At 34.7% G+C, this 14,107-nt stretch carries 10 protein-coding genes; 4 read left to right on the top strand and 6 right to left on the bottom strand.

The features are described 5' to 3' along the window. Window positions 1–125: 125 nt before the first annotated feature. The 6 genes from ERX46_RS13570 to ERX46_RS13595 all read right to left on the bottom strand — a co-directional run bounded on the left by ERX46_RS13570 (window position 126) and on the right by ERX46_RS13595 (window position 7,934). On the bottom strand, window positions 126–755 hold the full coding sequence (locus tag ERX46_RS13570) for a hypothetical protein (RefSeq protein ID WP_130094421.1): 630 nt from the start codon (window positions 753–755) through the stop codon (window positions 126–128). A 200-nt stretch (window positions 756–955) separates the two neighbouring features. Continuing rightward, window positions 956–1,399 carry a type II toxin-antitoxin system death-on-curing family toxin gene (locus tag ERX46_RS13575; protein ID WP_207214178.1) on the bottom strand — a complete coding sequence of 148 codons (444 nt, stop codon included), beginning with the start codon at window positions 1,397–1,399 and terminating at the stop codon, window positions 956–958. A gap of 1 nt (window position 1,400) precedes the next feature. Next, a complete protein-coding gene (locus ERX46_RS13580) occupies window positions 1,401–2,402 on the bottom strand; it encodes a DNA-binding protein (protein WP_130094422.1) in 1,002 nt (333 codons plus the stop codon). A gap of 403 nt (window positions 2,403–2,805) precedes the next feature. Beyond that, entirely contained in the window at window positions 2,806–4,518 is a 1,713-nt protein-coding gene (locus ERX46_RS13585) for a M3 family oligoendopeptidase (RefSeq protein WP_130094423.1), read from the bottom strand. A gap of 253 nt (window positions 4,519–4,771) precedes the next feature. Next, window positions 4,772–5,326: a DUF5606 family protein gene (locus ERX46_RS13590; protein ID WP_130094424.1), complete on the bottom strand. Its 555-nt coding sequence runs from the start codon at window positions 5,324–5,326 to the stop codon at window positions 4,772–4,774. Between the two features lie 61 nt (window positions 5,327–5,387). Beyond that, window positions 5,388–7,934, bottom strand: coding sequence for a S8/S53 family peptidase (locus ERX46_RS13595; protein ID WP_130094425.1), 2,547 nt, complete (start codon window positions 7,932–7,934; stop codon window positions 5,388–5,390). A gap of 117 nt (window positions 7,935–8,051) precedes the next feature. On the opposite strand from ERX46_RS13595, the gene ERX46_RS13600 reads away from it, so the two are divergent. The 4 genes from ERX46_RS13600 (at window position 8,052) to ERX46_RS13615 (ending at window position 14,066) form a co-directional block, all read left to right on the top strand. Further along, window positions 8,052–9,638, top strand: coding sequence for a S8 family peptidase (locus tag ERX46_RS13600; protein WP_130094426.1), 1,587 nt, complete (start codon window positions 8,052–8,054; stop codon window positions 9,636–9,638). 116 nt (window positions 9,639–9,754) lie between these two features. Further along, the gene (locus ERX46_RS13605; RefSeq protein ID WP_130094427.1) at window positions 9,755–10,834 is read left to right on the top strand and encodes a hypothetical protein; all 1,080 of its coding nucleotides are present in this window, start codon (window positions 9,755–9,757) and stop codon (window positions 10,832–10,834) included. Window positions 10,835–11,113: 279 nt separating this feature from the next. After that, entirely contained in the window at window positions 11,114–12,454 is a 1,341-nt protein-coding gene (locus ERX46_RS13610; protein ID WP_130094428.1) for an NAD(P)/FAD-dependent oxidoreductase, read from the top strand. Window positions 12,455–12,458: 4 nt separating this feature from the next. Continuing rightward, window positions 12,459–14,066, top strand: coding sequence for a 4Fe-4S binding protein (locus ERX46_RS13615; RefSeq protein WP_130094429.1), 1,608 nt, complete (start codon window positions 12,459–12,461; stop codon window positions 14,064–14,066). The last annotated feature ends 41 nt before the right edge of the window (window positions 14,067–14,107 follow it).

Consider the following 14,107-nt stretch of genomic DNA (forward strand, 5'->3'; position numbering starts at 1 on the left):
TGGAATGTTGGAACTTCATTTGTCGTTTAATCCACCAAGATACGAACCGCCGTATACGAGACCCGTACGTACGGTGGTGTGAGAGGCGCACTCCGTCAGTTTATCTGGCGGAGCCGTCTACTCGATTAGGCAGCGTTTTTAATTATTCCTTTAATAGATTCAATCATTGAGTTTTCGTTAATGTAGTAAATCGGTCCATGAGGTATCTCAAATAGGTTATGCTTTTTGAGATTCGTTTTTAATATTATTCTATATCGATAATGAATTATTTGTCCTTTCGCCCGATATCTTTTGAGTTTTTTATCAAAAGATATTATTTCAGAAAATGGAATAAACTTTTTACCACCTAAATGTCTTCCAAGCCAATGGTCGCTTTCAATGATTAGATTTTTATTACTACAGTCAAGAGTTATTTTATTGGTAATACTCCAAAATTTGGCGTATACAATAGAAATGGATAGAATCACCAATGGCAATAGGAGATAAATCGGTTCTTCAATATTTATAGTTGCAACTGCAACGAAAAACCCGAGAAACATTATGAACAAGCTTCCGAATAGCCAATTCCACTTTCCGAATTTAAGAATCAAAACGGGTAAATTACCGCTCACAGAGAACCCAGAAGCAGTACGCTCTGACAATTCAATTAATTTTTCACGATAAAACGTTGAGTTTTCGTCTGAACTCATCATTTCTCCCGAATGTTCGTCACTTGCTATTACTTCACTCAGTTCCTTTGAAAGTAGATTTCTCATTTTATTTAATGCTGCCTAACGATTGGGTATATGAAAAGTAGCGCAGAAAGATACAGATTAACTTCCAAGTTCCCACTGAGCCAAAGCGTTGTATTTTGTTTTTATTTTTTATTCAAAAGCCAAATCAACGATTTGGCGGTGTTGGTTAAAGGTAATGAACTTTCGGAAACCATGAAGTGCCCTATTTGCTATATATCATGTTATAGTCTTTGTTTCATTTTAGCATTTATAATCTTCATTTTTAGTTTATTGCAAAATCCAGATTCATATAGAAGTGATGTGATTATTTCTTGAAGAAGTTCTTTATCAATCCTATTGTCAGCAACGTCAACAGCGATATTTTCAATTTCAGATAAAAAATAATTAATTTTAAATCCAAAACCATTAATCTCCATAAAATACGCACACAACGCTATTGATGATCGTTTATTACCATCTGTAAAAGCATGGTTTTTATTTATAGAATAAAAAAGATGATTTGCTTTAGATTCGAAAGTAGGATAATAGATGTCGTTTTGAATGTGAGCTAAAGTGCTTTCTAAAAGACCAATATTTATAGTCCCCATATTCCCGCCAGATTTCTGTATAATTTTGTCATGAACAGAAATTGCATGATTGACATCGAAATAAAGTATTTTCAACATACTATCTATCTTTAAGACGTTTGAATATTTCTATATTATCATTTATTCTTTCCTGAAGACTCTGACTCTTGTCGCCTAGAAATCTTTGATAATCTGACAAGTCAATACTGGTAATATAATTCTCTAAATTATCATGAAGAACTTTTCTAAAGCCATAATCTCTAGTTGCCATTTTTGTTCGAGCATTTTCTATATGTGGCTTATGTAGAGGATGATTTGCAAAAGAGACCAATAATTCATCCATTTCGTGTTTCGATAACTTTCTACCAAGTGCAGTAAATTTCGCTTGCATCTCATGGGCTATGCCTGTTTCAAATGATGCAATTAGATTCAATACCTCAGAATACATTGTATCTCTGACGTTTTCATTGTCTTTTAAATTAAGAATATGCTTATATTCCTTAGCGTTCTCTTTAAATATAAATCGATAAATTTCATCAGTGTAATAACCATACTTATAAGGGCCTAGCTCTAAGCAATCATGAAGTGCAGTAGTGAATTCTTTTCTATAATGAGGCTCTTTTAACATAGAATGGAAAAAATCTTCATCCCTTTGATTAATATATTTAGTTGAGCCACCTAATTGGTCATTTAATGTATCTATTACAATATCTAGCATTTTACTTCGAACAGCCTTGGCCATTTCACTTTCGACCAAAAGCATACCTAGGTTAAGAAAAGCTCTGAAATTAAAAACACCTAATTGAGTAGTTTTACTTTGAATATTTATAATCCCTCCGAATTCTTCTTTAAATGATTTAAGTAATTTTCCTTTTAAAAGTTCATACCCATTGTGCTTAAGCTCCTTATCGTAGTTAGAAAGATAAGAATCTATTGTACTGATATCAATATTATAAAATTCCGATATTTGGTCCTTTGTAAATCGATATTCATTCTTAAACAACATACCTGTTACCCCGAGGTATGATTGAATGTTATTAATGGCCTCTAGGTTATTTAATATGTTTTGCCTATCAATTGCCGATATAGTTAAATCTTTCATATTTTACAAATATTGTTGATAACTTTTATTTGCTCACCTTGCGAATCAGGTGAGCAAATCATAACTACATGATTTTCTTATAGTTATCTATGGGTCGAAAAGTAAAAAGCTATCATTAATTAATTAATTACAAAAATACGGTATATTTTTGTGAACCATTCTCATAAGTTGACTATAACAGGTCGATATACGCAATTGCCCACATCCAATCGACATTTCCAATCCAAATATAATGCTAATTATCAACCATTCTATCTTCAAAACATTGAAAATGTGATTAGTTATAAACTTTAACCTCAAAAAGGTTCCATGAAACAAATAATAATTACCATCTGTAAACGCATGACCTCGAATCAACGGCGAAGCCCTCAAAGAAGTTAATTATCAATTATCAATCCGATAGCTATCGGATGTGAATTACCAATTCCCCTCCAACAAACTCCGCCAATTCCTTAATGTTCTTCTTAGAAAAATCAAATGTAATATTCGCTTCTTCGTAAACACCAGGAATTGATTTTGTATAACCCAAAGCAAGCGCTTTTTTGTAATCTTGAATTGTCTTTTCGAAATCTTCCTTGCTGTTTTTCCAAATGGCTAAAGCTCCTAATTGCGCCATTCCATATTCGATGTAGTAGAATGGAACTTCGAATAAGTGCAATTGTCTTTGCCAAGAATAGGCTCTTACATCTTCGTATCCTGTCCAATCGGTTGTTCCTGTCCCGTATTCATCCAATAATGAAATCCATTTTGTTTTGCGCTCTTCTTTTGAGTGCGTAGGATTTTCATAAATCCAATGTTGGAATTCGTCAATTGTTGCAACCCAAGGAAGAACTTCGAGCACTGTTTCCAGTTGTTCGATTTTGGCTCTTGTTAAATCTTCTTCATTATCGTAGAATTCATCCCAATAATCCATGGTTAAAAGTTCCATGCTCATTGATGCCAATTCAGCAACTTCTGAGGGGAAGCTTTTGAATGAAGTCAATGCTAAATCTCTCGTTAAAAACGATTGAATTGCGTGTCCTCCTTCATGAATCATCGTGATTAAATCTCTTTGAGATCCAACAGAATTCATAAAGATAAATGGAACTCCGATTTCATACAATGGATAATTATATCCTCCTGGAGATTTCCCATCTTTGGAATCTAAATCCAAATAACCCATGGCATCCATTGTTCTTAGACAATCGCCAAAATAAGTATCGATTTTATCAAAAATAACAATCGTTTTGTCCAATAATTCTTTTCCATCCTTGAATGGTTTCAAAGGTGCTCTTCCCAAAGGATCAACTTGGCTGTCCCAAGGTTTTAGTTGCTCTTTGCCCATCAATTCAGCCTTTTTCTGACTGATTTGCTTAACCAAAGGCACGATTTCTTCTTTTATAGACTGATGAAAATCAAAACAATCTTCTTTCGTGTAATCGAATCGACCTAATTCGTCGAACATATAATCACGGAAATTATCATATCCAGCATTGGTCGCCACTTTGTGGCGCAATTGAATCAATTCAGTAAATAAATCATCCAATTGTTCAGTATCTTCTGCTCTTCGTGTTGCCATTTTATCAAAAATGGATTTACGCAAAGCTTCGTCATTTTCCTTTAATAATGAACTCGCTTTTTGCATTGTGATTTTCTCACCACCGTGTTCGATAGATTGCGCACCACTTACAGCACCATGAATTTGACTTTTCTCAGCCAACTCCATATTCAAAGGAATATTTTCTTCACGGAATAATTTGATTGCTGTATCTACTCCTCTAAAGTAAATTTTATACGCTTCGTCCTTAAATTCAGATTTGAATGGAGAGGCAGACAATTTTTTATTTAAACGAAAAGAATAAGGCTCAAGATGAGGTTGAATTTCCTTTACGAAAAAAGCATAAGCATCCGCCAGTTCCTTGTCCTTTGTATCGATTGTCATTTTAATATAACGCCAAGCCAAATCTTCAGAAACTACAGCTTCCAATTCACTTTGATCACTGATCCATTTTTCAAATTCCGCTTTCGTATCGATAGAGCGATTTTCTAAATCAATAAAAAATGGTTCTACATTTTTCCATTGATCAATTATAAAATTATCAGGTAAAAATGTTCTTTTTGGACGTGTAACTTTCATTGTGATGTATTTTTCTGAGGGTGATGTGCTAAATTATTCCTGCTGGGGTTTTACAATAATTCTTGTGATTACGTTATTCCTGGTGACTGAGCTTACCGAAGGCACCGCAGGATTAAAATTTCGAATTCATTCAATGTATGAGGGCGTTTTACAAAACGCCCCTACATTGTAATTTCCAATTATTGAATCAATGAATTTTTACAATTCGTATTCCGATAGATATCGGAACGTAATTTTCAAATTCGTAATTGATTTATTTCTTCTCTTTTTTAGGAGCAGACTTCTTTACAGTTTCTTTTTTTGCTTCTGTTTTCTTTGCCGCTGGCTTTTTAGCTGCAGGCTTTTTGTCTTCCGCTTTTTTAGTTTCCTTTTCAGCTACTTCTTCTTTCGCTTCAACCTCTTTAGTTTCCTCTTTTTTCTCTTCTTCTAAAGAAATTAAACCTGCTTTTTGAAGAATGTTATACCATTGGAATAACTTTTTAATGTCAGAAGGATAAACGCGATCTTGATCATAGTCAGGAAGAATTTCTTCTAAATAACTAGTCAAAGTATTCAAACTTTCTTTGTGAGAAGGTCCTGCTTTGCAATCTTCTTTTTTAGCCAATTTGATATATACTTCTTTCAAAGGAACATCTTCTTCGTAAGTATAAATACTGATATCCTCCAATGCCGAAATACGGTCAGTAGAATATGCGGGTATGCGTTTGTTATCGATTAGCGATTCAACAATAATATTGTTTTTTGATTGCGCTACTACTTTAAATAATCCAGGTTTTCCTGAAATCGAAATTACTCCTGATAAATCCATATATAATTTATTGTTTTTTAGATTGTCAAAAATAGAAAGAATATAATAATAAGTCGCTTTACTATTCTTTAAAAAATGGTAAGACTTTACTTCCTGAGCTGGTTTCTATTTTTATAAGGTATGCACCACTCGATAAACTGCTGATATCTACTTTTATTTTATCTGAGTTAGTTTTCTGATTGTTAATGATTTGACCAGTTGTTGATGTGATTTCAAAGCGTTTGATCATTGTTCCTTCCACTTCAATAAAGAATGAGTTTTGAGCCGGATTAGGATATAATGTAATTACAGATTTGTCCTCCTCCTTTAAATTAAGTGTCCATTGAATCGCGTTTGAAAAACTTTTACAATTGTCAGCACCTTGAATGGCAACACTGTAATATCCAATCCCTAATGGTGTATACGTCTGTTCTGTTGCACCATTAATTGGACTGTCATTTAAGTACCATTGATAATTTGGTGCGTTACTCGAAACTAATGAATTCCCCAATTTTTGAATCGTAGGATTTTGTAGTGGACTGCCTTGCACAACACTTACGGTGTCAGAATAAATTTTACAACCTTGCAGATCTCTTCCAAATAATGAAATAGTTGCGGGTTGAGGAACAGTGATTTCTTGAGAAAAAGAACCAGTTGACCATTCATAACTTATCATTGGAATGTTCGCAGCGAGTTGAACGGGTGTTTGACAAATTGCGGTATCTCCTAAAATTTGAAGATTTCCATTCTTACTCGTTAGTAAGTCAAAGGCATTTACTTTACCATATCCAAATCTATTGTTTGGTGTTGTTCCTGTAGCTGCATCGCTTTCCGCTGTACCAAATAGATCAGCCATAAATTCAGCAGATGAACTGTTTTTGCAACGTTCTAAATACAGGGCCGCAATTCCAGCAACCACTGGAGAAGCCATTGAAGTTCCTCCGTTTCTCAGATGAAAACCACCAATTCCGAGTTGTGTATCATAAGACGAATTACCGACCATAAACAATGGTGCACTTCCCAGCGTAACATCACCGGCTGCACTAATATCGGGTTTAATTACGCCAGCACGTGAAGGACCACGACTAGATGTTGGAGAAATATTTCCTGGTGGTGTCATGTCGCTTCCCGGGTAATATTGTGTTCCAGCATTCGTAATGTGTCCTAATCTTCCTCTGAGATTCGCTACAGAAATCACATTCGGAGAACAATTCCATGAAGAGACAATACTTTGTGCATTATCTGGTAAAACGTAATTCACAATGGGTGGATAATCTACCACTGTTGGGATGGTTTTTACTATCTTGTTTAACCCAATCCATGCGCCACTCCAAAGATCATATTTCCCTAATCCTGTTGTGCTAAAACGCATAAGATAATCGGTGGAATCCACTTTGGAAAAGAGACCTTGAAGATGATAATTCCCTGCAACATATTCTGTATAAATTTCTAAAGTCGCTATTCTTTCTCCGTTATCATTAAATAAAGTATCAAATATAGGGGTTCCTACATTTAATTGTGCAAAACGGAAAACTGTTTCAGCTGCATCACCGTAGGAAGGGCTTGGTCGATTCGCTCCAAAAGAATATTTAAATTGCGCATCGTTTACATCTGACCATAAATCGAAGAAAACACTATTGTTTCCCAAAGATCCACTTGGATTATTTTCAAACCAAATAAAGTTGGTGTCTGCAACTGTCATGGTTTGTTGTGCATGATAATCTTCTGTATTTCCAGAATTTCCTGCTGCACAAATAATTATTCTTCCATTTTTTTCGCTCAATAATAAATCCATCAATTCAGCTGCTGGATCTTCACCGTCGTGACTCCCTAAATAACTTCCAACACTCAAGTTAATCACTGCTGGTTTATTCAAACTATCTGCAACACTAAAAATATAATCACAAGCATCAGCCACAGTCAATGTCCAATTGGGTAAATTAAAATTTGTTTCTACGAAAATGATTTGAGTTTCTGGCGCCATTCCTTTATTTCTTCCATTGGCCAAACCATTTCCAGCACAAATTCCAGTTACAGAAGAACCGTGTCCACCAGATTCTTCATTACTTGTAATCGTTCCGTTTTGAATTTGATTTGCATACCAAATCTGTCCGTAATTATAAGGCGCAGGAGAAGCTGTTGGATTGGTAACAGAATGATCCCAGTAACGAATTACGCGATTGTTTCCATAAATATCCGTAAAATCAGGGTGTCTATGATCTAAGCCAGCATCAACAATACCTATAATTACTCCTTTTCCAGTATAACTTTCCAATAATGGGAAGTCACCGCTGTGAACAGGATCAACATCGTGCATCACACGAGCAGAATCGTCCAATAAACTCGGTGGCGCATACTCGAAATAAAAATCATTGATTTTCTTGTCAGCAATATTTTTTGAAATCCATTGAGGTGATTCCGTGATGTACAACCAATTGTCTGTTTCCCTTTTAATTATGATTCCTTCTTTCTCTAAGAATGATTTATTAAGATCATTATTTTGTAGTGAAAAAGGAATTTTTAAATCAGGATTTTTCTCTACAACTTCCTTAAAACCTAACTTTTGAGAGAGGATGGTTAAGGGTGTACAAAATAATAAAAGGCAGAAAATGAATTTTTGGAATACCATTTGTTTAAGTATTTAACCTATTAAGAGACGAAAATCGTCTTACAAACAATAAATATCGTAAAATTGTGGATTAATTTCAACATTTGCGTTAATTTCAACGTGTAAATAAAAACGGATATGAGAAAAATATTTTTAAGGATAATGCTTCCTGCTCTTTTAGGAGCTTACTTTTCTACAGCAACAGCTCAAGTAGATAAAAAAGTATTAAATTGGTACAACTCTAGTAAAACAGGGATGTCAACAGAAAAAGCTTACAAGAAGCTTAAAAACATTACCCCAGAAACAGTTATCGTAGCAATTATCGATTCAGGAATTGACATCGAGCATGAAGATTTGCAAGGTAAAATCTGGACTAATACAGGTGAAATTCCAGGAAACGGAATTGATGATGACAAAAATGGTTACATCGACGATATTCACGGATGGAACTTTCTAGGTAACAAAAATGGTGAAAACGTTAATCAAGCACGATTAAACGTAACAAGAATTTACGCTGATTTGAAGCCTAAGTATGATGCAATTGACTCGGCAGATGTTAAAAGTGAAGATGCTAAAGAATATGCACTTTATTTAGAAACAAAAGAAGAAGTTGAATCTAATCGTGCAAAATACGAAGGTATTATAGCGCAAACAATTCAATTTAAAGAGCAGATGCTTCCTATGCTACCAGGAATGATAGCAAACATGATGGAAGTTGAAGAGTATGACGAGAAGTCATTGAAAAAATGGAAAGCTGAGGGTGCGCAACAAGAACAGATGAAACAAATGGGCTTGGCTTTATTGTCAGGAGATTTGAGTGAAGAAGCAATAGACAAGCAAATCACACAAATTCAGGGAATGATCGATGGTCATTATAATCCTGATTTGAACGAAAGAGCAATAATTGGTGATGATGTGTATGACATAACTGATACTGATTATGGTAACAATGACTATGAAGGTCCTGATGCATTGCACGGAACTCACGTTGGTGGTATTGTTGCTGCAACACGTGGAAACGGTTTAGGTGGAGACGGTGTTGCTGACAACGTTGTTTTAATGTCTTTGAGAGCAGTTCCAGATGGAGATGAGTTTGATAAAGATATCGCTTTAGCAATTCGTTATGCGGTTGACAATGGTGCAAAAGTAATTAATGGATCTTTCGGAAAATCTTATTCTAGTCTACAAAAAGAAGTTTACGAAGCAATCATATATGCACAAGAAAACGATGTTCTTTTTGTTCACGCAGCAGGAAACTCAGCGAATGATTTAGCAATAAACAGTAATTTTCCAGCAGTAAGATATGACTTTCAAGAGTTGCCTTTTACTCATTTATTGACAATTGGAGCATCTACTCGTGTTCACGAAAAAGAATTGGCTGCAAGATTCTCTAACTATGGAAAAAATGAGGTTGATATCTTCGCTCCAGGTTATGAAATTTACAACACTTTCCCAGACAATAAGTATGAAGCAATCGCAGGAACTTCTATGGCATCGCCAATGGTTGCTGGAGTAGCTGCATTATTGAAAGGATACTTTCCATCTTTAACAATGGCTGAGGTTCGTCAAATTATTCTTGATTCTGGTGATTATTTTGGTGATACATACCAAAAGGTTCCAGGTTCTGAAGAGCTAGTTAAATTTGACAACTTATCAAGATATGGTAAAGTTGTAAACGTAAAAGCTGCTGTTGAACTTGCAAAGGAAAGAACAGAAGCTAAATAGTCTGATTATAAAGTCCAATATCTGCGTTTCACTTAATTTTGAAAGCAAAGATAGTGGTGAACTAAATATTTAAAGGGTGTTCACTAAAGAACACCCTTTTTTATACCCAAATAATTATGATTCAAAAAGGCAGTTTATTAATTCTTATTCTAATTTCTTTTCAATTGAATGCCCAAAGGGTTTTTCCATTGTTGGATAATAGGGATTATTTTAAAAGTTTTCATGAAGGTCAAACCAGACAATTGGACTATTTAAAACCTATTGATTATAAATATTCAGAAGAAATTATTGCCTTCATCGATAATAAAAGTGATTTGAATGTTTACGATGGAAGAGAAAAAGAAAAACTGACTGGACTGGCAAATGATTATAAATTAGGAATGAATATGGTGGCTTGGAATACCGGGCCAATTGTTTCTGTTTGGGACAATGGAAGAACAGTTACTTTAACTCGATTTGGTCGAGATTATGAAGTTTCAGATAGTTTAGTTGTTTTTGAAGACCGCCGAGATAACGCAGTCCGTGTTTATTACAAAGGCGAAATTCACGATTTATATTATAGTATTTCGGATGTTTATTTACCCCAATATATAGGAAGTAATACCGTTGCTTTCCGTGGAAATGGAGATGTACATTATGCATTTATCGGAGGAAAAATTGTTGAATTAGGTGTTTTTAATGATCAAATAGAATTCGCTGCTGGAGCAAATTTGGTGGCCTTTAATGACCCTTTTAATCAATCTTTTGCTGTTGCCTTTCGTAACCAAGTGCTAGATGTGGAACCAACAATGGTGAAGAGTTACAAAGCCGGATACGATCAATTTGTTTATACGGATAGAAATGGCAACCTAAAAGCATACATTGATGGAGGGTTAACCACATTAAGTTCATTCCCGAATTTTTATGAAGTTTTCCGCGATATGGTGGTGTGGGGAGAAAATGGTGTGTTATACACTTACAATAATGGAACACGTTATGAAATTGCGAACTACATTCCAGATGAATACAAAATCAGAGCAGGAATTGTAGCGTTTAGGAATCTGAATGGAGGCGTTTCAGTATTTCATAACAATCAAGTAGAAATCGTTAGTAATTTAACTGGTGCACCATTTGAAGTCAATGGAAACACCGTAAGAGTGCAGGTGAGTAGAGGGAATTATGTTTTCTTTAAAAATGGATTTACTTATCAGGAGTAAGTGTTTTTTTAAGATTGAGTTGGTGCCAAAAAGTGATTTAAAATCTAGTTTTGGCATAATCTCAAAACTATTTTTATTTCCAAAATACTTTTCTAATTATGAAAATCACGATTAATTTGACCCTAATGAATTGATTTTCCCCCAAAATTATTTAAGTTAGATCACTTAGTAGATTTAAGACATACACCAACTTAAATCAATCTTCAACTGATGTTTTCCATTTTTTATTCTATTATTGTAAGAGCGCAACATTTCGCTAAGCAGTAAAAAATATAAACTATGGAACATGTCGTAATTATTGGGAATGGAATAGCGGGTGTAACTGCAGCAAGGCACATTCGCAAAAAATCAGACAAGAGAATTACGATTATTTCCTCAGAATCAAAATATTTTTTTTCCAGAACCGCGCTTATGTATGTTTACATGGGACACATGCGATTTGAAGATATTCAACCGTATGAAAATCATTTTTGGAAAAAGAACCGTATTGATTTAATTGAAGATTATGTTGATGAGGTAGATTTTCAATCCAAGACTTTAAAATTATTGCAAACGCCACCAATTCATTATGACCAATTGATTTTGGCTACAGGCTCAAAGTCCAATAAGTTTGGATGGAAGGGACAAGATTACCATGGTGTTCAAGGACTTTATTCCAAAAAAGATTTGGATTTAATGGAGCAGAATACCCGTGGAATTAAAGAAGCTGTTCTAATTGGTGGTGGATTAATTGGTGTGGAAATGGCTGAAATGCTGCTTTCACGAGATATTAATGTTACTTTTTTAATTCGTGAAAAAACCTTTTGGGGAAATGCTCTTCCAGAAACTGATAGCAATTTCGTAACGCAACATTTAAAGAGACATCATGGATTAACGTTACTTTTTGAAGAGGAGTTAGATGAAATTATTCCAGATGATTCCAAAAGAGTAAAAGAAATCAAAACTAAAAAAGGAAAAATAATTCCATGTCAATTTGTTGGTTTGGCCGCTGGTGTGAGTCCAAATGTGGATTTCCTAAAAGAAAGCGAACTCGAAATAGATAAAGGAATTTTAGTTAACCCTGATTTATCCACCAATCAAAAAGACGTTTATGCTATTGGAGATTGTGCACAGTTCAAAACTCCAATTAACGATCGAGCTCCTTTAGAGCAAGTTTGGTACACTGGAAGAATGATGGGAGAAACTGTTGCGCAAACAATTGTGGGCAATCAAATGAATTACAAACCGAGTCATTGGTTTAATTCCGCTAAGTTTTTTGATTTAGAATATCAAACTTACGGAAGAGTTTGGTCAGAATTAAAAGAAAATGAAAGCAGTTTTGTTTGGAAACATGACAAAGATGAAGTTTCTCTCAATTTTGTTTTTGATAAAAACTCAAAAGAATTTAAGGGAGTAAATACTTTTGGTTTGCGTTTGAGACACGAATTGTTTGAAAAATGGCTCACTGAAAAAGCGAGTATTCAAGAGGTGTTGCAAAATCTGAAAACCGCCAACTTCGATCCTGAATTTTTTAAATCCTTTGAAAAAGATGTCGTTGATGCTTTTAATCATCAATTTGGTGAATCTGTAAAACTTGCACCAAAAAAATGGTGGAGAAAATTAATGCTTGATAAGGTATAAAATTATGGGAACTACAATTAATTATTCTATCGCTGGTGATAAAACCCAAAACCTAAACGTAACCCAAAAGTTAGGTTTAACATTGGCTTCGATTTCCTTATTTATACTGCTGTTAACGTGGTTGACAGGATTAACCTTAACCCCAAATTGGTTATTTCTAGGAATTCTTTTATTTGGATTTTCAGCTGGACCAGTGCTTTATGCAATAGGAACATACAAGGGTTTACCTGCTGGAATAAAGAACAATGGAGTATATTTTAATTCGCTTACAAATCGCGGTGCTTTAGGTTGGATTGGAGCAATAATTCTAACCTTATTTTATGTCTGCTTATATTGGTATGGCGATTGGTTTGGAGATGGAACAGGAGCAAAAGGAGCCAATGAAGGAACGGTCGCATTGTTTGATCCATTGAGTCAGATTTTGCGAGGAAAACCAGCAGATAAATGGTTTTTATACGGAACATTTTATACTATTGCCATCGTGTTTTTGGGCGTAAAATTCATGTATAAATACCGCAAAAATAGATATCATTTTATCAGAACTGTTGTGGTTATGTTCTCTCAATTGGTCTTGGCTTATATGTTGCCTTATATTTTAGAAGGACTAAATGCAAACTCAGGTGGATACTACTCTTTAAATCCAGTAAATTCTTGGCCATTAAATTCTGACTTTTTAACTGGATCTAGAATCGATGCTCGAATTGCTCCAGAAAATCAACCATTAGGAGTAGGGTATATGGTTTGGGGAATCATTCTGTTTTTAGTCGTAACACCATTTGTAACGTATTTAGTTGGAAAACGCTGGTATTGTTCGTGGTTTTGTGGGTGCGGTGGATTAGCCGAAACTGCTGGAGATAGTTTTAGACATCTTTCTGATAAATCCATTAAAGCGTGGAAAATTGAACGTTGGTTAGTGCATTCAGTGATGGTTTTCGTAATGTTAATGACCGTTGCGGTTATGTATTCTTATTTCGCTAAATCAGAATTCAAACTCATGATGTACTTCCCAGCTTGGGTGGGTTATAGTTTACTTTTCGGATTATTAGGATTAGCTGTTTTGTTATTCCTATTTCTTTACATCAAAGGGAAAGGAAAATCAAGAAACTTTATGTTGGTTGCCGCAGTAATTTCAATGGTAATGATTGTTTCCATGTTATTGAGTTACCTTGGAAATAATTCACAAGCTTTTGGAGTTAGCAGTAACACAATCAAAAAAGGGTACGGATTCTTCATCGGAGCAATTTTCTCTGGAATCGTAGGAGTAGGATTTTATCCATTACTTGGAAACCGTGTTTGGTGTCGCTTCGGGTGTCCAATGGCTGGCTATATGGGAATTATCCAACGTTTCAAATCAAGATTCAGAATTACAACCAACGGTGGACAATGTATTTCTTGTGGAAACTGTTCTACTTATTGCGAACAAGGAATTGACGTTAGAGCTTATGCTCAAAAAGGTCAGAATATCGTTCGTGCTGCTTGTGTAGGCTGTGGAGTTTGTACTTCAGTTTGTCCACGTGGTGTACTGAAACTAGAAAACGGACCTGAAGAAGGTCGTGTGAATGATAATCCAATTATTATTGGTCATAATGGTCATCCTACTTTGAGAATGTGATAATACTTTATTAATCTTAAGTTTTTAGTAATTTTGGTTTT

It is taken from the genome of Brumimicrobium glaciale (assembly GCF_004152935.1).
GTDB lineage: Bacteria > Bacteroidota > Bacteroidia > Flavobacteriales_D > Crocinitomicaceae > Brumimicrobium > Brumimicrobium glaciale.